General features: G+C 50.5%; 21 protein-coding genes. 8 read left to right on the top strand and 13 right to left on the bottom strand.

Annotated elements, in window-relative coordinates:
• Nucleotides 1-150 precede the first annotated feature (150 nt).
• The 12 genes from hfq to MKX98_RS12435 form a co-directional block, all read right to left on the bottom strand.
• Nucleotides 151-390, bottom strand: a complete 240-nt coding sequence (gene hfq, locus MKX98_RS12490) for an RNA chaperone Hfq (protein ID WP_071218242.1) — start codon at nt 388-390, stop codon at nt 151-153.
• A gap of 53 nt (nt 391-443) precedes the next feature.
• Nucleotides 444-1,391 carry a tRNA (adenosine(37)-N6)-dimethylallyltransferase MiaA gene (gene miaA / locus MKX98_RS12485; RefSeq protein ID WP_339223201.1) on the bottom strand — a complete coding sequence of 316 codons (948 nt, stop codon included), beginning with the start codon at nt 1,389-1,391 and terminating at the stop codon, nt 444-446.
• The gene (locus MKX98_RS12480; protein ID WP_339223199.1) at nt 1,381-2,160 is read right to left on the bottom strand and encodes a class I SAM-dependent methyltransferase; all 780 of its coding nucleotides are present in this window, start codon (nt 2,158-2,160) and stop codon (nt 1,381-1,383) included. The genes miaA and MKX98_RS12480 overlap by 11 nt, the downstream gene beginning before the upstream one ends.
• Nucleotides 2,161-2,177: 17 nt before the next feature.
• Nucleotides 2,178-4,163 carry a DNA mismatch repair endonuclease MutL gene (mutL, locus tag MKX98_RS12475; protein WP_339223197.1) on the bottom strand — a complete coding sequence of 662 codons (1,986 nt, stop codon included), beginning with the start codon at nt 4,161-4,163 and terminating at the stop codon, nt 2,178-2,180.
• Between the two features lie 38 nt (nt 4,164-4,201).
• Nucleotides 4,202-6,970, bottom strand: a complete 2,769-nt coding sequence (gene mutS / locus MKX98_RS12470; RefSeq protein ID WP_194542043.1) for a DNA mismatch repair protein MutS — start codon at nt 6,968-6,970, stop codon at nt 4,202-4,204.
• Nucleotides 6,971-7,336: 366 nt separating this feature from the next.
• The gene (locus tag MKX98_RS12465; protein ID WP_339223195.1) at nt 7,337-8,587 is read right to left on the bottom strand and encodes a hypothetical protein; all 1,251 of its coding nucleotides are present in this window, start codon (nt 8,585-8,587) and stop codon (nt 7,337-7,339) included.
• Between the two features lie 106 nt (nt 8,588-8,693).
• A complete protein-coding gene (locus MKX98_RS12460) occupies nt 8,694-9,260 on the bottom strand; it encodes an outer spore coat protein CotE (protein ID WP_071218248.1) in 567 nt (188 codons plus the stop codon).
• A 128-nt stretch (nt 9,261-9,388) separates the two neighbouring features.
• Nucleotides 9,389-10,369, bottom strand: coding sequence for an aromatic acid exporter family protein (locus MKX98_RS12455; RefSeq protein WP_194542041.1), 981 nt, complete (start codon nt 10,367-10,369; stop codon nt 9,389-9,391).
• A gap of 136 nt (nt 10,370-10,505) precedes the next feature.
• Nucleotides 10,506-11,339 carry an ABC transporter permease gene (locus tag MKX98_RS12450; protein ID WP_339223192.1) on the bottom strand — a complete coding sequence of 278 codons (834 nt, stop codon included), beginning with the start codon at nt 11,337-11,339 and terminating at the stop codon, nt 10,506-10,508.
• 5 nt (nt 11,340-11,344) lie between these two features.
• On the bottom strand, nt 11,345-12,118 hold the full coding sequence (locus MKX98_RS12445; RefSeq protein WP_194542039.1) for an ABC transporter ATP-binding protein: 774 nt from the start codon (nt 12,116-12,118) through the stop codon (nt 11,345-11,347).
• 40 nt (nt 12,119-12,158) lie between these two features.
• Entirely contained in the window at nt 12,159-13,160 is a 1,002-nt protein-coding gene (locus tag MKX98_RS12440; RefSeq protein WP_339223189.1) for an ABC transporter substrate-binding protein, read from the bottom strand.
• 259 nt (nt 13,161-13,419) lie between these two features.
• Entirely contained in the window at nt 13,420-14,937 is a 1,518-nt protein-coding gene (locus tag MKX98_RS12435; protein WP_339223187.1) for a carboxypeptidase M32, read from the bottom strand.
• 128 nt (nt 14,938-15,065) lie between these two features.
• Here MKX98_RS12435 and MKX98_RS12430 point away from each other — a divergent pair, with 128 nt between their 5' ends.
• From MKX98_RS12430 to MKX98_RS12410, 5 genes are all read left to right on the top strand, one after another.
• Nucleotides 15,066-15,395, top strand: coding sequence for an iron-sulfur cluster biosynthesis family protein (locus tag MKX98_RS12430; protein ID WP_194542036.1), 330 nt, complete (start codon nt 15,066-15,068; stop codon nt 15,393-15,395).
• Nucleotides 15,396-15,435: 40 nt separating this feature from the next.
• Nucleotides 15,436-16,005, top strand: a complete 570-nt coding sequence (locus MKX98_RS12425; RefSeq protein ID WP_339223185.1) for a carbonic anhydrase — start codon at nt 15,436-15,438, stop codon at nt 16,003-16,005.
• Between the two features lie 204 nt (nt 16,006-16,209).
• Nucleotides 16,210-16,788 (top strand): PadR family transcriptional regulator, encoded by a 579-nt coding sequence (locus MKX98_RS12420; RefSeq protein WP_339223184.1) that lies wholly within the window; start codon nt 16,210-16,212, stop codon nt 16,786-16,788.
• 56 nt (nt 16,789-16,844) lie between these two features.
• Complete coding sequence (locus tag MKX98_RS12415) at nt 16,845-17,288, top strand: hypothetical protein (protein WP_220685768.1); 444 nt, start codon at nt 16,845-16,847, stop codon at nt 17,286-17,288.
• Nucleotides 17,289-17,291: 3 nt separating this feature from the next.
• A complete protein-coding gene (locus tag MKX98_RS12410) occupies nt 17,292-17,570 on the top strand; it encodes a YxcD family protein (RefSeq protein ID WP_071218258.1) in 279 nt (92 codons plus the stop codon).
• A gap of 279 nt (nt 17,571-17,849) precedes the next feature.
• Here the strand turns inward: MKX98_RS12410 and MKX98_RS12405 are convergent, their stop codons facing one another.
• Nucleotides 17,850-18,452 carry a TetR/AcrR family transcriptional regulator gene (locus MKX98_RS12405; protein ID WP_339223181.1) on the bottom strand — a complete coding sequence of 201 codons (603 nt, stop codon included), beginning with the start codon at nt 18,450-18,452 and terminating at the stop codon, nt 17,850-17,852.
• Between the two features lie 168 nt (nt 18,453-18,620).
• Between MKX98_RS12405 and MKX98_RS12400 the strand changes: the two genes are divergently transcribed.
• The 3 genes from MKX98_RS12400 to MKX98_RS12390 all read left to right on the top strand — a co-directional run bounded on the left by MKX98_RS12400 (nt 18,621) and on the right by MKX98_RS12390 (nt 21,818).
• Nucleotides 18,621-19,178, top strand: coding sequence for a hypothetical protein (locus MKX98_RS12400; RefSeq protein ID WP_339223180.1), 558 nt, complete (start codon nt 18,621-18,623; stop codon nt 19,176-19,178).
• 138 nt (nt 19,179-19,316) lie between these two features.
• Nucleotides 19,317-21,155: a UbiD family decarboxylase gene (locus tag MKX98_RS12395; protein ID WP_339223178.1), complete on the top strand. Its 1,839-nt coding sequence runs from the start codon at nt 19,317-19,319 to the stop codon at nt 21,153-21,155.
• A 120-nt stretch (nt 21,156-21,275) separates the two neighbouring features.
• The gene (locus MKX98_RS12390) at nt 21,276-21,818 is read left to right on the top strand and encodes a GNAT family protein (RefSeq protein ID WP_220685772.1); all 543 of its coding nucleotides are present in this window, start codon (nt 21,276-21,278) and stop codon (nt 21,816-21,818) included.
• Nucleotides 21,819-21,831 lie beyond the last annotated feature (13 nt).

Here is a 21,831-nt window from a genome sequence, read left to right as displayed (position 1 = left end):
TCTGACTTTAAGTCATGCCTCGGAAAGAAAAGAACAACCTTCTCAGGTTGCTCTCTGCACTCCTTATAAGCTAAACGAATTATAAACCAAAAAGTTTCAAATTAATCAGTTGACGGTATGATTCTGCTCTTTATAAAACCATTCTAAAATCTATTGATCGCTGCTGTTATCCTGCATCAGGGACACATTACGCTGCGGCATGAACGTGGAGATAGCATGCTTGTACACCATTTGCTGACGGCCGTCGCTGTCAATCACGATGGTAAAATTGTCAAAAGCTTTGATCGTTCCACGGATCTGAAAGCCGTTTGTAAGGTATACCGTGGCCGGAATGTTCTCTTTGCGCAGTTGGTTCAAGAACGTGTCTTGGATGTTAATGGACTTGTTCATTAGCCGTACCCCCAATGGTTCATTTAGATTGTTTTGAAAATATATTCAAGATTTCAGTGAAACTTTCCTGCTATTATAGCACGGATTTTTTGATAGTTTGCAGAAAAATTTCCCGAGTCGGTGACGTCTACCCACTCGATGTCCTTCATGTGGCGAAACCAAGATAGCTGCCGCTTAGCGAATCGGCGTGTATCGCGCTTGAGCAGTACGACGGCCTCCTCGTAGCTGAATTCTCCGCTAAGGTATGAAACGATTTCCTTATAACCCAACCCTTGCATGGATACAAGTCCCGGAGCGAACCCTTTGTCCATGAGCGCCGCCACCTCATCAACAAGTCCCTGGCTCAGCATAAGATCAATTCGCTCTTCAATACGGTTATATAGCATTTGCCTGTCCATTGTCAAACCGACCAAGCATAAGTCATAGGGAGATTGCTTGGTTTGGGGCGCCAGTTGGGCCGAAAGTGGGACGCCGGTCATATGGTATATTTCCAAAGCACGAACGACCCGACGTAGGTCATTAGGGTGAAGCCGTTCGGCCGTTTCAGGATCAACCTCTGCCAATTTTTGATGAAGAGCCTCGGCTCCGTGTTCATTGGCATAGCGGAACTGCGCTTCCCTAAAAACTTCATCCGCTCCGGTCTCGCTAAACTGATAGCCGTAGCACACCGACTCCACATAAAGGCCGGTTCCGCCAACAATGAACGGAAGTTTTCCCCGCTGCGTGATCTCCGTAATGAGCCTTTGGCTTTGCTCTTGAAATTCGGCTACCGAATAGGGGTGATCGGGCTCGTGAATGTCAATGAGATGATGGGGGACGCCTTCCATTTCTTCGACTGAAATTTTGGCGGTTCCGATATCCATTCCCCGGTATACCTGCATCGAATCGCCCGAGATAATCTCACATCCGAATTCCTTCGCAATTTCAATGCTCATTTTGGTTTTACCTACAGCTGTCGGTCCTATAAGAACGAGCAGTTTCGGTTTGGTTTCAACTGTCAATGGAAATCACTCCGTACGTTATTTTCGATTTTCCCCGTTCAGGCAATGTAAAGCCAAGCCGTTCAAACTCTCCGCTGGATCGCGCTTCCTTCATGACAACGGTTTTGCGCGCGACCCTGACCGCTTCTCTCACACTTTCCATTTCCAGCGGCTCCCCGTTTGCATAATGTCTCAAAGGATGGATGGAAGCCGATTCGGCGATCGGTTCACGGAACATCGGATCAAAATAAACAATGTCTACGCTCCGGTCCGGCAGCGACTTCAAATAATCCAAGTGATGGCTGTGCCTGACCTCGATTCGCCTCATCGCCTGATCACTGGCCTCCAGATGGCTTTCATAGGTCCGAAGCCCTTCTTTCAGCAGCGCATACAAGGGAAGCGAGCTTTCCAGAGCAGTGATCCGACTGTTCGGGCCGCCCTTGCCCGAAAATACCAGGGAGTCGGCTCCAAGCCCCGCCGTACAATCCAGTACGGAATCCCCTTCCTCCATTCCGGAAGCCTCCAGCATGGGATCGGGTTTTCCGCTCAGTACGCGTTTCAATCGGACAAACCCCATACTCGGATGAAATTCCATGACCGAGCCGTCCGGTCCGCTAAGACGTACATGTCCGTTGAGTACGACCAACACGTCGTCATCTCCGAACCTGCGTGCTAATTTTCGCAATGAATGACCGCTACGCTGGACATAACGGCAGCCGGTTTCCCGGGCTAAACTTATCGCGCGCTCCACAATGTCCGGCGCTTCCGCTTCTCCAGTTGTTATTATCATGAAGGTCCTCCTTGCTGTTACATAACGCGCTTAAACATTTTCTCCAAATCATAAGCCGAGAAGGAAACCACGATCGGTCGTCCATGCGGACATGTGTACGGCTGCCGGCAGGCGCCCAAACGCTGTATCAACGTCATCGCCTCCTGCTCCGTCAGCTTCTGATTGGCTTTGATGGAAGCCTTGCAGGAACACATGATCGACGAGGTTTCTCTCAGCTTGGCGATATCGATATTGCGTTCGCTCAACACCCATTCAGCCATCTCTTCAATAATGGCCTTCTCGTCGCCCTTGGGGAACCAGAACGGATGGGAGCGCACCAGGAAGGTATGACCGCCAAAAAACTCCATATACACGCCAACCTTTTCAAACCAGTGCAGCCGTTCCTTCACCTTTTCCGATTCCGAGGGCGTAAATTCCAGCGTAATCGGCAGCAGCAGCTCCTGGGATGCGTCTGCCGGGTTGCCAAACTGTTCGTAGTAATACTCGTAGTTAATCCGCTCATGCGCGGCATGCTGATCAATCAGGTACAGCCCGGTATCATTCTGCGCTATGAGATAAGTGCCGTGATGCTGGCCGATAAGCGTGAGCTCCGGAAATGGCGGGATCTCTGGAGCCGGTCCTGAGGCCGACTGCAGCCACTCTTTCGTTACGGCAGGAATTCCGGCATTCCCCCTGGTCTCATTGCGGTATTCACTGCGATAAGAAGAAGCTGCTGCCGTTTCCCGCATTTGCGAGGTGGCGGATGTACCTGCTGCTCCGGACCCATAAGCGCGCTTGATATCCGGCTCAGACCGGGTGAAGACCTGCCCCTCCGGCCATGTCGCTGCAGGTGGCGCCTTGAGAGGCATGTTTCCGCCAATTGAAGGCTCGCCGCTTCCGGGGATCGCGATATCCCGTTCACTACCGCTGCCGTTCGGCGAGGCATGGCTTTGCGCAGGAGAAAATTGCAGCTGTTCCTGGATATAGGCGTTGTCGCTTTTGCCAATATTTTGTTTGGCCGGGCGTGGAATCAGGATTTCCTGCTGCAGCACCTTGCGAATTTCTTCCTCCACCAAAGCGAACAGCTCCTGCTCTTTACTGAACCGCACCTCCAGCTTGGAGGGATGCACATTCACATCAATCAAAGAGGGGTGCATGGACAACTGAATGACAACGAGCGGAAACCGGTTGATTGGCAGCAGCGTATGATAACCTCTCAAAATCGCCTGCATCAAGCCGTAGTTCCGAATATACCTCCCATTGATGATCAGCGACATGCCGTTACGGTTTGCCCGGGTATAATCCGGGCGGCTGATATATCCGCTTAGCGTGTAGTCCATATTCTCCGCTTCAAACGGCAGCATCGCTTTGGCCGATTGGGTACCGTATATGGCCGCAATGACCTGAAGGGCATCGCCGTTGCCCAGCGTCTGCAGCAGCGAGTTTCCATTGTGCCTGAGCGTAAAGGCAATATCCGGCCGGGAAAGGGCCAGACGATACATATAGTCGGATATATGCCCCAGCTCGGTTTGGATCGTTTTCATATATTTCAGCCTTGCCGGCGTATTGAAGAACAATTCCTTCACGAGAAAATCCGTTCCTCGGGGTGCAGCCGTTTCTTCGTTCACGCGCAGATGACCGCCTTCGATTTCGAGCACCCGTCCGCGGCCATCCTGAGCATTGGACGTAACCAGACGCACCTTGGATACGGCCGCGATGGATGGCAGGGCTTCGCCCCGGAATCCAAGGCTGGTGATTTGAAACAGATCGCGGCCTTCAGCGATTTTGCTTGTCGCATGGCGGTAAAAAGCCGTCTCGCAATCCTCCGGATCAATGCCGGCGCCGTTATCCGTTACGCGAATGCTGTCCAGTCCGCCTTCTTCGACCGTTACGTCAATCTTGGTGCTCCCGGCATCAATGGCGTTCTCGACCAGCTCCTTCACAACGGAGGCAGGCCGCTCCACCACCTCACCGGCAGCAATCTGGTTTGCAATATGCTCGTCCAAAATCCGAATATTCCCCATCGTTCCTACCTCCGTTTCATTTCATCCCCATGCCAAAATCACATATCCTTCGCTTGAAGCTTCAGGTCGTTCAGGAATTGCATGGCCTGAAGCGGCGTCATATTCATCACGTCCGCGCCTTTAACGGCAGCAATGAGGCTCTTGACGGCAGGATCTTGAGAAGTTTCCTGCGCCATGGAATGCTGATCCTTGCCAGGCTTAACACTCGGTTCAGGCACTTCCTCCTCGCCAAAAATGGAGAGCTGCACCACGCCGCCCTTCCGGTCGGCGCCGCTCAAGCTTTCGGTATACGGCATCTTATCATCACGATGCTCATAGACAGCTTCCGATCCGCTTCGTCTCTCATCGGAAGGAGCTGCGGCAGCTGGCTGCTCGCGCTGCATCACAATCCCTTGCTCCGATGCCACCGCGGCCAGCGAGGCCATCTCCAGGCCCTGCAGGAGCCCATAGGCGCGGTCAATGATGCTGCCGGGCAATCCTGCCAATCTCGCACAGTAAATGCCGTAGCTGCTGTCAGCCGCGCCAGGGATCAGCTTGCGGAGAAAATGCACTTTGTCTCCGCTTTCCTGAACCGCCATGGAATAATTTTTGAGACCGCCAAGGCTTTCCTGAAGATGGGCGAGCTCATGGAAATGCGTGGATACCAATGCCTTACAGCCGATATGGTCATGCACATACTCAATCACGGCTTGCGCAATCGCCATGCCTTCACTCGTCGACGTACCGCGTCCCAGCTCGTCGATGATAATCAGACTGCGGGGCGTTGCTTTTTCCGTCATGACCTGAATATCCGCCATTTCCACCATAAAAGTGCTCTGGCCGCCGATCAGATCGTCTGCCGCTCCGATGCGGGTAAAGATCCGGTCCACCAGCGGGATAACCGCGCGCTCTGCCGGAACAAAGCAGCCCATCTGGGCCAAAATCGATAACAAGGCAACCTGGCGCATGTATGTGCTTTTTCCAGCCATATTCGGACCGGTAATCAGCAGGATCGAGGAGCCGTCCTTGCGTAAATCCGTCCCGTTCGCGATAAACGATGAATCCTTCATGACGGCTTCCACGACAGGATGACGACCGCCTTCAACGATATAATCATACCCTTCGCTCAGCTCCGGCTTCACGAACCGGTATTCCGCGCTGACCGCGGCCAGGGATTGATAGACGTCAATCTCGGCAATGCGCTCCGCGAGCTTTTGGAGCCGGCTCACTTGGGTATTCAGCTTGTCCCTGAGCTCGGTAAAGAGAGCGTACTCCAGATCCACCATCTTCTCCTGCGCCTCAAGGATCAATCCTTCCTTCTCCTTCAGCTCGGGCGTGACATAACGCTCCGCGTTCGCCAGCGTCTGCTTGCGCTCATACCGGCCTTCCGGCAGGGACGACAGATTGGACTTCGTCACCTCGATATAATAGCCGAACACCTTGTTGTAACCGATCTTCAGCGACTTGATCCCCGTAGCCGCGCGTTCCTTGGCTTCCAGCTCGGCGATCCAGCGTTTGCCGCTGGTGCTCGCTTCACGAAACTCATCCAGCCGCTCGTGATAACCCGGCTTGATGATGCCTCCGTCACGCACGGATACCGGCGGTTCGTCAACAATCGCATTCTCGATCAGTTCGCACAGATCGTCGCAAATATCCGTATCCGCAGCCACCCGGCGCAGCGTCTCGGAAGCAGACTCAGCACACAGCTCTTTCAGAGAAGGAATTTGTCTTAATGACAGTTTGAGCGCGTTCAAATCCCGTCCGTTCGCGCTGCCGAACGCAATCCGGCCGACCAATCGCTCCAGATCGTATATCTCTTTAAGCGCCATCCGCAAATCTTCACGCAGTATGTACTGGTTATACAAATGCTCAACAGCCTCCAGCCGCTCTTCAATCCGGCTGCGGGACAGCAGCGGTTTATCGATTCTCCGCCGCAGGAGTCTGGCTCCCATCGAGGTTTCCGTGCGATCCAGAAGCCACAGGAGCGATCCTTTCTTCGAACGCTCACGAACCGTCTCAACCAGCTCCAGGTTGCGTCTGGTGAACGGATCCAGAACCATGTATTGTCCCGGTTCATAGGAAGCAATCTGCGTCAGCTGCCCCAGCGACCGCTTCTGCGTCTCGCTTAAATACGAGATCAGCAGGGATATGCAGGCTCTTCGCTCCTCTTCCAGGCGGGCCCAAGCCGGCTCACCGAACTGGGTGCGTACCAATGCGTCCTCCCTGCGATCCCATGCCGTATAGACGATGTTGCGGCTGCCTGGAAGCGCCTGAGATGAAATGATATCAAGCAGCGCCGCGTCCCCAATAATCTCGGAAGGCTCATAGAGGCCAATCTCATCCCGCAGCCATTCCTCCGAAGATGGAACTGACGTCACATAAAGCTCCCCGGTTGACAGATCGCATGCCGATAAAGACATCAAGCCGCCCGTTTCCGTGACACACACCATGTAATTGTTCGACTTGTCGTGCACAACCTTGCCGTCCATGATGGTCCCCGGCGTGACGACCCGAACGATTTCCCGCCGCACCATGCCTTTCGTGACTGAAGCATCCTCCATCTGTTCGCAGATGGCGACTTTGTACCCCTTCTCAATCAACCGTTGAATATAACCCTCCGCGGAATGATAAGGGACTCCGCACATCGGTATTTTCTCTGCACCGCCGCCTTCGCGGCCGGTCAGCGTAATCTCCAATTCCTTCGATGCAAGGATTGCATCATCAAAAAACATTTCGTAAAAATCGCCTAAGCGGAAAAAAAGAAACGCATCGCGCGCTTGTTCTTTGACCTTCAAATATTGTTCAATCATCGGCGTATATTTAGCCATGACGTACCTCCATTACCTTCTAGCTTGACCTCCATTATAACAGAAATTGACCGCAAGGCATTACGGTTTAACGTGCGCGTTCAAAAAGGTCGGTTTTCAGCACCGAGAAGGTTGGATGAAGCTAGGGAGTGAGGAGCGGAGCGTACGTAGTTTGTACGTGAGCACCGGAAGGCCCGGCTGAATTCAAGATTCGATGCCGAGTTGCTTCTTAATTCACTTCGTGTTAGATATAGAATTTATGAGTTATCAGTGGAACTGATGAAATTCTATATCGCAAGAAAACCTACCTATGCATCGCGGTCGCTCATCCTTGAAGTGGCCTCGATAGAGGTTTTCTTATCAAAATCGGACTTTTTGAACAACCTCTTAAACGGGAATATTCCACAGCGGCCTGATATCTCTGCTCTCATCCCAGGCCCGCCCCGCTTCCATGTGAGCAAGCGCCAGTTCGATTTCGCGGGCAAAGTCCGAATATTCCGGCAGCGCTGATAAATCCCTGTGCCAGCCTGCGATACATTCTTTAAGCACGGACTTGTCGCCTTCATAATAGGCGCGATGGTAACGCTCCGTATTGAATGGCCTCGCCAGCAAACGGTCGCTGTATCGAGCTGCCAGGTAGGCAACATAAAGTGACACCTTCGCGACAAGCGGGGAAACGAGAAAGCTGGGAAGCGTACGGTATTCAAAGCCGCCATACGGCTGCCTCCGAAAATCCCCCAGGAACCCATAACGCGGTCTGCGAAAACGCCCCTTGGGGTCTTCGAGCAGCGCCAGCGGCAGAGCCAGATAATTGTCCAGCGTCTGAAGAAGGGACAGGGAGAGCGGTACTCCGCTGAAATGAATATGACCGCCTAGCGGGAAATCACCATAAGGCAGAGCTCCTGCCCTCCATGTCAGCGAACGATCGGTAATCAGGCTCTGGGCTTGACGCAGAGCTTTTTGCATTTCAATCATTAACGCCTTCGGATTCGCTCTCGGTAACGGTCTGAGCTCGGCAATGGGGTAAATGACCTCCCCCCGAAAACGAACGGCGTCACTGCCGACCGATCCGCCGCGCTCCATAAATTCGGATGCAAACACAATCTCCCCGTTATCCTTCATCAGCACAAACTCGGGATCCATCCCCATGAGCAGCGGCGCAGCCAAAGGGGATTCACTGTCTTCGTTATGCGCGTGAAAACCTGCCGCCGGCACCCCCTTCGCACTCATGACGGTTTTAATCCGGCCCGCTTTCATGCGGATGTCCTCGACTACATATCTTCGCCCGGGCCGGGCATTGATGATAACCTCTCCTTCATCCACGCCCAGCGTATACAGCGACCGCAGGGCCGCTTTCTCCAATCGCCGATGCAGGCCATCCTCATACCTCCCGTTCTCGGGGTCAGGCTTAAACATGACTTCACCGCCGCCGAGCTGATAGGAGCGGATCGAGACTGCGGACAACTGCTCAACATGAACCGCGTACCTGGCCGTGTAATGCTTTTCCTCAACCGAGCCCAAGCCCAGAAGGGACGGTATTCCGGATCTGGACAGACGTGCCTGCGCGAGAAGCACAGCAGCTCCCTTCAAGGGTACATATTCTTTTACAGCAGCTGGTTTTACTTTAAATTGAGCCATCTCCTAGTCCCCCTGTAAAAAAAATAAAAAAGAGGGCATCCGCCCTCCGCAAAGCTGCCCTCACTGCATATGCTAAGATTAGAATCATTCCTACAGGAGGGTTATCTTACAGTTCATCCTCCAGACCTTCGTAATCAAGGTCTTCATAATCATCGACTTCGTCTCCCAGGACGTAATCGAATTCTTTGTCCTCGTAATCGCCATGATGATGGCTGCATACTTTGACAACGACCTTGGTCTCGGCAATCAGCTCCACCGCGTACTCTCTCTCTACCCGCAGAATGACACTCGTGCCATTCGAGGATACGCTGGCCTCAACGCAGCTCGGCTCCTGTGTCGCTTCAGCCGACACTTCCACCGTGGATGCACGATGCTTCGGATCCAGATAGGAAAGAGGCACGCGTTCTACATACGATACCGTTTCTTTCGCCACATCGGTCTGTGAATTTTTGTCATAGGAATACCAGATGTTAACATCGTAAGTACCAATAACTTCAATTCCGTCTCCGGCGGCAACCGCCTCGTATTGATGGTTTATAATCCAAGCCCCCAAAATACTGGTCGGATTATTAGGCGGAGTCACGGTATGTGTTACGGTAGAGAATTTACGACCCTTGCCGCAGATCGCCTTCGTGATGATTTCTCTACATTGGTGTTTATGACTCAATGACATCTTCGAACCTCCTCCATACAATCATTCCATACATGTGTATGCAAGACATGGGCGAATGTTGAATGAAGTGGTCCAAATAAATTCATATGATGCTAAAAATATCAGATTTTTTTTTGCAAATCCCAGAGCTATACGGCCGAATCCGCACGCTTCTGCGGTTTTTTTGCCGTGGGCGCCTTATACTTCTTTGAAATATTCAAATAGTATTCCAGCTCATGGCATAGCTGCAGGATCGCGGAACGGACCTCGAATTCTTCGCGGGTCGTCGGCAGTTCCATCTCCTTGAACCTGTCCTCCAGCTCAATCAGCAATCCTTCGGACTTGCCCGTATATCCTTCGGCAACGACATCCTTGCTTAATTGATCGAATATTTCCGCCGTCAGCACACCGTGAGGAAGCCGCTCGTACACCTGGGATATTTGATGCATCATGCTCTGGATATTCTCCATCTGTTCCTTCCGCATATAAAAATAGATGTTCCAGGAGCCGTCCGGATGAATCATCTGGTTCTCCGATGCCCGCTTCGCTTCCTCAATTCCTTTCTCAATCTGCCGGTTGGCCTCAATCAGCTCTTTCCCGTCCCATATATGTTCAGGATCCCGAAGCGTAAGCGAGAAGTGACGGAAAATGACGGAGAAGAGCCCGTCCACCTTCTGGCGGATCTCCATCATCGCTCCCTCGCTGTTCGGCATATAAACCAGGTTCACAAGCATCGCCGATCCGAGACCGATGATCAACAGTTCAATTTGGGTGAGCAAAATGTCCATCCCGATCTCTTCCCCCTGGAACACCCGAAACACCACGACCGAGCTGGTTACGATGCCTTCCTTGAAGTTCGCCTTCGAAATCGCGGGAAAGGCAAGCAATATGTATAGAGCCAATACCCAATAATGAAATCCGAGAAAATAAAATAGAATACACGCCAGCACCAGACCCAGCAATGAAGCGAACAATCTGGACGATATGGAGCGCACACTCCGTTTTCGCGTGACGTCAACGCCAAGTATAGCAAGAAGACCGGCGGACGTAGCCCCCGGTATGTTCAAGGCATCTGTAATTAAGATGGCAAGCAGGCTTGCCGCAGCCGTTTTGATGACACGAAATCCCATGTGATGAAGAGCCTCCAGGCGAGTTGATGATGACTATATATGTTTCTATTTATATGACCACATATATAAGGTATCTTCATCCTAGCTTATTTTTATGCCATAAACAACCATGCCTGGGGGCAATAGACCAAGCCCATTAACGATGAGTCAGCAATTTCCTTTCTATATATACCACCATTTGATACATGGCTGTTGCCACGACGGCGATAATGAGCAGACTCGACAGCACAAGCGTGAAATTGAATACCTGAAACCCGTACATAATCAAGTAACCGAGACCCGATTTGGCGACCAGAAATTCGCCGACGATGACGCCGACCCACGCCATGCCCACATTGACCTTGAGCGTTGATACGATCGCCGGATACGAAGCTGGCAAAATAACCCGCTGAAACACCTGGCGCTTGGTTCCGCCGAACGTCCGGACGACCTTGATCAGATTGGAATCCACCTCATGAAAACTGTTGTATACAACAAGCGTGGTCACGATGACCGTGATGGATAACGTAGTGACAACAATAGCCGTAAAACCTGCGCCAAACATCACGATAAATATCGGACCCAGCGCTACTTTCGGCATACTGTTGAACACAACCATATAGGGATCCAGAACCTTGTTAAGAAACGGTGACCACCAGATGAATACGGCGAGCAGCGTGCCCACCAGCGTACCGAGCAGGAATCCGACAACCGTCTCCCCTACCGTGATCCCCAAGTGCCCCCATAACTCGCCGCTGATCATATTCCCCCATATGTTGGAAAAAATTTTGGTCGGATAGCTGAAGAGCAGCACGTCTATCCATTTGAATCTCCCCGCCGCTTCCCACCAGATAAAGAATAGCAGCAGCATGCTAAGCTGGACGGTCAGCACGCGTCTGCGTAAACTTTTCTTGCGCTTCATGTGTTTTACATAAATATCCTGGAGCCAGCCCTTCGAAGAAGAAGCATGAGGCTCATCCCTTGATGTCATAGGCTTCACTCCTTCCCGATCGTTTGCATTTCGCCCCAGATCTCATGAAACAATTCGTTGAACCCCGGCTCCTTACGAGCATAAAAAGGCTGTACCTGACGTATGTTCTCAGGAATATTGAACATTCGGTGAATCCTCCCCGGGTTGCGGTTCAGGAGAATGACCCGATCGCTCATCGCAATGGCTTCGGACAAATCATGGGTCACCAGGATGGCGGTCTTCCCGCGCTCCTTCAAGGTGTCCACGATCAGATCCTCAAGCTGCAGCTTCGTCTGATAATCCAGTGCGGAGAAAGGTTCATCGAGCAGCAGCAGGCCCGGGTCCGTCGCCAAGGTCCTTACAAGTGCAACCCGCTGTCTCATTCCGCCTGACAGCTGGGCGGGATAGAGGTTGCCGCTGTCCCCAAGGCCCATCTCCTTGAGCAAACTCTGTACGATACCGCGACTTTCCGGATTCAACCGCTCCGTCAGTTCCAAGCCGATTAAGGCGTTATCCATAATGGTGCGCCAAGGAAATAAATAGTCCTGCTGCAGCATGTACCCGACCGCCGGCGACGGCCCGTTTACCGGTTTGCCGTTCACATAAGCGGCTCCTTTGGATGGCTGCAGCAAGCCGGCAATGACAGACAAAATCGTTGTCTTGCCGCAGCCGCTAGGCCCAACCAGGCTGATGAACTCCCCCGGTTCCACCTTCAATTGAATCCCTTCCACAGCCAGAGAGGCTTCCCGATCCGTGACATATACGTGAGCGATATCGTTCAATTCAACTACCGGTACCATTGGTGCTCTCTCCCTTCGTTCTATGGATTAGGCTATTTCATCATTTGGCTTGTTTCGCTTTCTCGGCAAAGCTGTTGTTGACGATTGTTTCAGGGGCTACACGTTCTTTCAGTTCCCCGGCCTGCTCCATCACGTCCAGCAGATTGTTCCATTCCGCCTCGTCCACGATCGGATCGGTCGCATAGCTGCCCTGCTCCTTGTAGCGTTTAACGGAAGACACTACGATGTCGCGGTCGCTATCCTTAAAATAAGGCATGATCGCATCCGCGATATCTTCGGGGCTGCTCGCATCCACCCATTGCTGTGCCTTGTACAGGGCATTCGTAAACTTCTGCACCGTGGCATCGTTTTTGTCGATAAAGCTCTGTTTTGTCATGAATACGGTATATGGCAGTCGTCCGCTTTCTACGCCAAAGGAAGCCACCACTTTGCCACGGCCTTCTTTTTCAAAGATGGAGGCCTGCGGTTCAAAGAGCTGAACAAATTCACCGGTGCCGGAAGCATAAGCAGAGGCGATATTCGCAAAATCGATATTCTGAATCAGTTCCAGGTCCGAGTGCGGATCGATCCCTTTTTTACGGAGCGTAAACTCGCCTGCCATCTGCGGCATTCCGCCTTTACGCTGACCGAGGAATACTTTACCCTTCAGGTTGTTCCAGTCAAAAGCGCCCTCATCCCTGGCCATCAAAAATGTCCCGTCTGTCTGCGTCACCTGTCCGAAGTTAATGACCGGATCTTCAGAGCCCTGTTGATACACGTAAATCGAAGTTTCCGAGCCGACAAGTGCCACATCGATGGCTCCTGACAGCAGGGCCGTCATCGTTTTGTCTCCGCCAGGGGTCGTCTGCAGCTCGACATCAAGCCCCTCTTCCTTAAAAAATCCTTTTTCCAATGCGACATACTGCGGCGCGTAGAAGATCGAGCGCGTCACTTCGCCAATCTTGACCTTCGTAGCCGATCCGCCGCCACCGCACCCGGCAAGCGCCACTCCGCAAACAAGCAGCATGGTTAACGCCAGCCCCCACCATTTTTGACGCTTCATCGTAACCCTCCATTCCCATTGACCCTTTGTTTCTTTTCAGCATATGCATGTGCCTGCCCAAAGGTTAAACGCCTGATAGATATGCTGGGGGCTATTCATTTGGCATGATCGATCGTAAACCGTCTATCAACGTATTTTCTCGGAAGACAGACCACGGCTAGTGGAAGCTTTTCTAGCGAGATAAGGATTGAAGCTTCAGAGTTGTATACTGTCTTAACACAAAAAAACGCAGCCACTTGGGCTGCGTTTATAATGTGGATCAAAGTTTGTAAATCTCTTTATACTTCTCTTCGAGATAATCGGCCAAATAGTCCGGATTCAATTCTTCTCCGGTGACGCGCACGATGATCTCGGACGGCTTCTCGCTCTTTCCGTACTTGTAAACCTTGTCCGTCAGCCATTCCTTGATCGGGGCGAGGTTCCCCTCTTCGATAAGCTGGTCGAGGTGCGGCAGTTCTTTACGCATCGTATGAAGCATCTGAGCCGCATACATATTGCCAAGGGAATACGAAGCGAAATATCCGAAATCCCCGCCGGACCAGTGAACGTCCTGCAGAACGCCCATTCCGTCATTTGGCGGCATAATGCCGAGGTATTCTTTATACTTCGCGTTCCAGGTCTCCGGCAGATCCTTCACGGCCAAACCTTCGTTAAAGAGTTTCTTCTCGATCTCATAACGAATAATGATGTGCAGGTTATAAGTAAGCTCATCCGCCTCAATTCGAATCAGAGAGTTCTCTACCTTGTTCGCGGCCAAATAAAAATCCTCGATGTCCACGTCCTTCAATTGTTCTGGGAAGTGCTGCTGCAGATCCGCGAAATAACGGCGCCAGAACGGGCGACTGCGACCAATCATATTTTCCCACAATCGGGATTGAGATTCATGGATGCCCATCGAGGTACCGCCGGAGAGCGGTGTTCCTGCAAGCTCTTTATCGATATTTTGCTCATAAAGGGCATGCCCGCCCTCATGCAAAGAGCTGAATACCGCACTTAGCACATCGTCCGGAAGATACATGGTCGTAATGCGCACGTCTCCAGGGTTTAAGCCCGTTGCAAATGGATGCACACTCTCGTCCAAACGTCCCGCTTCAAAGTCGTAGCCCATCTGCTCCAGCAGGAACAAACTGAATTTCTCCTGCTGTTCTATCGGGAACAGCTGCTTCAAGAAGTCCGTTCTCGGCTTGAAGGGCGATTTCTGGATCGCATGAACCAGCGGTACCAGGCGCGCTTTCAGACGGTCAAAGATAGCATCCACCTTTTCCACCGTTAAATCCGGCTCATACATATCAAGGAGTGTGTCGTATCTGGTGTTTTTCACGCCCCAATAATCAATAAACTCTTGCTTGAACGCAACGATCTTCGTTAAGTAAGGTTCGAAACCTTCAAAATCGCTGTTCTTCTTCGCTTCCTCCCACTTCGTCTCCGATTGGGCGGCGAGAATGGAATACTCCTGAAAGCGTTCAGGCGGAATGGATTTGCTCTGATCGTACACCTTCCGCACTTCCGCAATCATGCGGCGTTTGCGATCATCCAGCTGCTGCGCCTGTTCCGACTCCGAAAAAAATGATAACAGCTGACCCATCTCTTCCGATATTTGCAGTTTAAATGCCTCTGTAGATAAAACCCCGATCGTTTCTGAACGGATTTCGGTTCCCTTGCGTGGAGCACCCGTCCGTAAATCCCAATGAAGTAGGCCAATAGCTTCGTAATAACTCATAATTTTGCGAACCAATCGATCAAATTGTTCCCATTGTGGTAAATGTTGTACTGCCATTCCGGCACACCTTCTTTTTTTATATTAGGATTTTTCTTTACTCTATTGATGATACTTTTTACAAGGTATATAATCAACTTCCAGAAAGAATAAATAACAACATACATATAAAGGAGTGTCAGGAGGCCGTGAATATTCAACTCACCCGGCAAGCCGAGCTGAAGCTGAAGGACAAGCTCGGGGACAAGCCGGGCGCAATCAGGCTGATCTATGACACGGAGGGATGCGGATGTGCCGTCAACGGCGTCCCAAGCCTGCGTATTGTAGATGAGCCGACGACGGAAGATATCGCTGTCGAGACAGGCAGCCCGGTGTCGTTTATCGTAAACCGCAAGCAGGCCGTTTTTTTCGAAGAGAAGATGAGGCTCGATGCAGATCCAGCCACTTACTCCTTCCGGCTGGACAGCAGCGGACAGAACTATGGCACCAATATTCAAGTATTAGATGCCAGAGCGTAACTACAACTAATAATTTATAGATACAAAGGAGAGAAAATCGATGGAAAAACACCTTAACAGCATACTGGAACACAATCGCAGCTTTGTAGAGAATAAAGAGTACGAATCCTACCTGACAGGGCGTTTTCCTGAGAAGAAACTCGTCATTATTACTTGTATGGATACACGATTGGTTGAACTGCTCCCTAAAGCGATGAATTTCAAAAATGGCGACGTCAAAATCATTAAAAATGCCGGCGCGATCATTTCACAGCCCTTCGGAAGTGTTATGCGAAGCGTCATGGTTGCACTGTACGAGCTGCACGCCGAAGAAGTCATCGTTGTGGGTCACTACGAATGCGGCATGGCTTCCTTGAACGCGGATGATATGATCCAGCATATGAGAGACCGCGGCATATCCGATGAAGTGTTATCCACGCTGGAAAACTCCGGCATCCGGTTATCCAAATGGCTTCGCGGTTTCGATAACATTACGGACGGCGTAAAAAATACGGTGAGCCTGATTAAAAACCACCCGCTTCTTCCTCCAAAGGTTCCCGTTCATGGCATGGTCATCGACCCTAACACCGGCGCGCTTGATCTGGTCGTAGAAGGATACGAGAACGAATAATTCAATCAAAGTCAAATGGAAGCACAAACGCGTACGCGTTTGTGCTTTTTTAGTCACAATTTTGCCAAAAGCAGAGAGAAAGCCCCCTCCCCCAGTTGTCAAACCATACAGTTTCAGTGTACACTTTTTAACAACCGGACCGATAGGCGGATGACCATCCACGCCTTAGCGTCCACGATATGCGTTTCAAAGGGAGTTATGTCCATGAATACGTTGTCATACGGCTTGTTAGGCTTACTAGCAAGAAGAGAATCATCAGGATATGATTTGATGCTTCGAATACAGCCCTTTTGGCAGGCCAAACACAGTCAAATCTATCCCCTGCTGTCCAGCATGGAGGAGAAACAGCTGTTGTCCTCGCACTGGGTTCAGCAAAGTGATAAACCGGACAAGAAAATTTATGCGATTACAGAAAGAGGCATGCAGAAGCTGCGTGAATGGATGTACCAACCGATCGCGCCTGCAGTCACCAAGGATGAACTTTCTCTTCGAACCTTTTGCCTGTGGCTGACGGAGATCGGCATCGCCGTCGATATTTTCGAGGACCGCAGAATCGGGTATCTGGAGAAAAAACATTATTATGAGCAGATTTTAGAGGGAATTCCGGAGGATACCCGCGAGATTGGAAGCAAGGCTTTCAGCAATTATGTACTCGCTACCAAAGGGCTGATGATGGCTGAAACCGAGCTGAAATGGTGTGATTGGGTACTGGAATTACTGAGACAGCAGCAGCACACAACAGCCTCAAAACATGGTCGCACAAATTTTGAAACCTTATCGTGACTCGTCCGTATTACTCTTTATTACTCTAAATTTACTGGGAGGTTCGACAGAACACGATGAAAAAAGTATTGACGATTCTTGTAGCGATTACACTGTTCTTTGTAGCGCTGACGCCTGATTCCGCAGATGCCAGAAGAGGTGGCGGAGGTTTCAAATCCGGGACCAAGTCATACAACAGCACTCCGAAAAAGAATGATACCAATAATGTTCAACAAACGAACAACCGTTCCAATACAGGGGCAGCCGCTAACACGAAAAAACCAGGATTTTTCAGCGGCGGCAGCTTGATGAAAGGACTTATGATCGGTGGTCTGGCTGGTTTGCTCTTCGGCAGCATGTTCGCCGGCATGGGCTTCATGGGCGAAATCATGGGATTGCTCATTAACCTGATCGCAATCTGGGCTTTGATTATGATCGTTATGGCTGTTGTACGCTCCGTGAAGAATCGCCGTAAACAAAACGAGCCTCGCGACAACAACAATAACAACAATCGGTACTAATCCATGGTTCTAAGCATGGACGAAATCGTCAATGCGGTCTGCCTTCATCAGGCGGAACGCAGAGGCGTCAAACCAACCGATGTATCGCTCGAGCTTAGCTGGGACGAAGATACCGGATATACAGCTGAAGTATGGGTCGGCGGAAGAACGCAATATTTGATTGAGGCTAACCTCATCGAAGCTATTCTCCGCTACCTGTACTCCGAATACAATATCCGCGCTTACAGTGAGCAAGTACGACTTGAGCTGGAAGACGAAATTATCGCAATCGTTCAGCAATAATACCATATATCGTAAAGCAGCCGCTTCGCTAATATGCGAAGCGGCTGCTTTTTTGATTACCTAAGATAAGTTCGTACATATGATACCCCCTACTCGCGTACAGTCGAGGCACCAAATGCACGATCATCAACGAGCTCATAGTACGATTGGTTTATAATTCAATGCCTTATCAACGATTTCCTCAGGTATCAGATCTTTTTCCGGCCAAAAAATCAAATTGCTAATGTCGGGGTGGGGAACATTCCTTATCAGACATATTCAACCGCTCCCCCCTCGGTATCAACTGCCTTCATGTATTTGTCCGGCTAAACCATAAAAGAAAAGCTCCATCAAGGTTTCCATGCTGCCGTTGACATATTCCAGGTTCCCCGAATCCCAGCGTCGCCCCAGCTCATGCATGAACATCGAGAAGTACAGCATCGTTACCTCTTCGGTTTGATCCTTATGAATATAACCTTCTTGTTTCCCCAGCGCGACAAACTTCATAAAAAAATCTTTCACCTTCTCCTCGCTATACTGCTGGATGGTCTGACTTATGCCGCGCTCCTCGGAGGTTTGGAAATTCCGAAACTCTTCCGATAAAAAGGTCAGATTTTTAGCCTCCAGCAGCATAATTTCTTGGGTCTTTTCGGCAAATGTGCGCCCGGAATCCAGAATGCGCTCATACACCGCTAACTGCTTGTCCGTCCAATCCATGATCATATCCATATAGAGCTGATCTTTGGTTCCAAAATAGTTATATATCGTTGCAGGTGACACGCCTGCCTGTTGGGCGATTTCATTAACGCTAACCTTTTGGTAACCGTGCCTCGAAAAAAGCTGGAAAGCGACAGCGTAGATTTGTTCCATTTTTTTATGCTTTCTGCGTTCATACCCGTTCATGTGTTCTCCACCTCGAATGAAGTATAAACCAAGTTTTAGAGTGATTCAATATTTTCACTACAAAACAATTGACATTCACCTACTCGAAGTTATACTCTTTTTGTAGTACATTACTTTATTTACTACATAACTTCAAATTTAATTACGAAGAAATGAGGGCGGTATGAAATGAAAGCAATAAGGATTCCTTCGATTCTGCATGAGGTTTTCGGTGAACAGCAGTCCGTTGGCACGATTCTTGTCATCTTGGCGTTCGGCGGATGTCTGACCCTAGCGGTAAGCCTTGTTTTTCCGGATATCCTGCATTCTTTGCCTTTATGGCGTGGTATCCTTGCTTTATTGCTTATTTTCGATATTTTCTGCGGCTGTATCGCCAATTTCACCCGCTCGACCAGTAATTTCTATGCAGCCCGTAAAAAACAGCGGATTGTGTTCATCGCCATTCACGTTCATATCCTCCTGGTCGCCGTATTGCTGGATACCGACATGGTGTATGCGGTGGGAATATGGGCATATACCATCGCTGGAGCTGTGATCGTGAATGCGCTGATCGGGAAATCATCGCAGCATTTTGTAGGAGGCTTGCTCCTATCGATCGGCATAGGGGGTACGTTCTTGCTGTCCAACATCCAGCCCTACATGTTATTGGCCGGCACCCTGTTTATGCTGAAAGTATTGTTCAGCTTCGCTGTCGATCATTATGGGGGAGCAGAACAACGGGCATGAATCCTGCCCCGCACTCTATCAAGATCCGTTTCCCATTCTTCCAGTCTATATCGGGTGTCATTGACCTGTGCTGTGAGATTGTCGATAATAGTAGATAGTAGAATAAGTTCACTATCTTCAAGGGATTGGAGCTATGTAATGAAATATCATAATCTGGAAGAATGCATTATGGATCTGGAGAAACATGGGCATTTGGTTCGTATACATGAAGAGGTTGATCCTCATTTGGAAATGGCAGCCATACATATGAAGGTTTATGTTGCAGGCGGCCCGGCGCTGCTGTTTGAAAATGTAAAAGGTTCGAGGTTCCGCGCGGTCTCCAACCTGTTCGGGACGATCGAGCGCAGTAAATTCATTTTTCGGGAAACCTTTGCATCCACGCAAGACGTCATTGCGCTGCGCAACGATCCGATGAAGGCGCTCAAAAATCCGTTCAAATATGTCGGGACAGGATTAGCAGCTAAAACCGCGTTACCTATCAAAAAAACGGGGGGGCTGCCACCTGGGTTTCAGGAAATCCAAATTTCTGATATGCCGCTAATTAAACACTGGAAGGACGATGGCGGTGCTTTTGTCACGCTGCCTCAAGTCTATTCGGAAGATCCGGAGAAGCCCGGCGTCATGAATTCGAATCTGGGCATGTACCGGGTGCAGCTGACGGGCAACGAATATGAAACGAACAAGGAAGTCGGCATCCATTACCAGATCCACCGGGGCATCGGCATTCATCAAGCGAAGGCTAATAAATTGGGGCAGCCGCTTAAAGTAAGCTGTTTCATCGGGGGCCCCCCTGCCCATACGATTTCAGCGGTTATGCCGCTGCCGGAAGGCATGAGCGAGCTAACCTTTGCCGGCTTGCTGTCCGGACGCCATTTCCGGTACAGCTATGTTGACGGCTACTGCATTAGCCACGATGCGGATTTCGTCATAACAGGGGAGATCCATCCCGGCGAAACCAAGCCCGAGGGACCTTTTGGCGATCATCTGGGCTATTACAGCCTGGTCCATCCGTTTCCCGTCATGCGCGTGCACAAGGTTTACGCCAAACAGCAGGCAATCTATCCATTTACGGTAGTCGGAAGACCGCCTCAGGAAGATACGTCCTTCGGCGAACTGATTCATGAACTGACCGGCGGTGCCATCCGGCAAGAAATCCCGGGTGTCAAAGAGGTGCATGCAGTGGACGCTGCAGGAGTACACCCCTTGCTCTTTGCCATCGGCAGCGAACGATATACCCCTTATCAACAAGTAAAACAACCGGCTGAGCTTCTCACGATTGCCAATCGGATACTGGGCACGGGTCAATTAAGCTTAGCCAAGTATTTGTTCATCGCGGCGGAAGAGAAAGAGCCTTTAAGCACACATCGCATCGAGGACTTCTTGACCTATATATTGGAACGCATCGATCTGCAGCGGGACATCCATTTTCAGACCAATACCACGATCGATACACTCGATTATTCCGGGACCGGACTCAACACCGGCAGCAAGGTCGTATTCGCGGCAGTCGGGGATAAAAAAAGGGATTTGTGCCATGAGGTGCCTGAAGCCCTAAAGGATCTCCCGGGATACACGCCAGCAAAATGGATCATGCCCGGCATTGTTGCGATCCAGGGAGTCCCTTTTGCGAATTATGCCGAAGTGGAGCAGGAAATGGCTAGCCTAAGCGATGCAATTCGCGAGCGAGGTTCGCTCCCGTCTTGTCCGATGATCATTCTGTGCGATGACAGTGAATTCATGAGTGCGACCGTGAATAATTTTCTGTGGGCAACCTTTACGCGCAGCAATCCTTCCCATGACATTCACGGTGTGAACAGCCGCTATGAGCACAAGCATTGGGGCTGTGATACGGTCATTATCGATGCCCGTACGAAGCCGCATCAGGCCCCGCCATTAATACCGGATGAAGAGGTCGAACGCAGCATCAAGCGTTTATTTGCAGACGGAGGCAGTTTAAGTCGGATTCCGATACGATAAGTGCTGGGCAATCCTAAAGCGGACGACTAACATTAAAATGAATGCAATTTAAATGGGCTGGTCCTTTTAAGGCCAGCCCGTTGTTATATAATATTTTATTATCTACTTGGGAGGATGTACATGTTTCCAATACTAGAGACCCAACGATTAAGACTGCGGGAGATACAGCATCAGGATGCCGGGGCTATCTACAGCTGCTTCTCGAATGATGACGTGACTCGCTATTACGGACAAGACACACTGACCACCCTCGAGCAGGCTCTCCATTTCGTTGAGCTCTTCGCTAACAATTACAGGGAGAAACGCGGAATTCGATGGGGCATCGAAAGGAAAGATGCCCAGGGTCTCATCGGCACGATTGGGTATAACGTATGGTCCCCGCGGCATAAGAGGGCCGAGATCGGATATGAATTACATCCTGCATTCTGGGGACAAGGTTATGCAAGCGAAGCCGCCTCTGCCGTTATCGCATATGGTTTTAAGGAGCTTGGTCTGACGCGCATCGGTGCCGTTGTTTTTATCGAGAACCAGGCTTCCCATGCCCTCCTGACCAAACTCGGTTTTGAAGCAGAAGGTATTCTTCGCCAGTATATATATCAAAATGGCGTGGCGCACGATACGCGGGTGTACTCATTATTAAAGAACCAGCTTCATTTGCGTTAGAGGTTGTACATAA

The sequence above is a fragment of the Paenibacillus sp. FSL W7-1332 genome, assembly GCF_037969785.1.
Lineage (GTDB): Bacteria > Bacillota > Bacilli > Paenibacillales > Paenibacillaceae > Paenibacillus_AQ.
The sequence above is the reverse complement of the archived record's forward strand: the minus strand, read 5'-3'. Positions and strand labels throughout refer to the sequence as shown.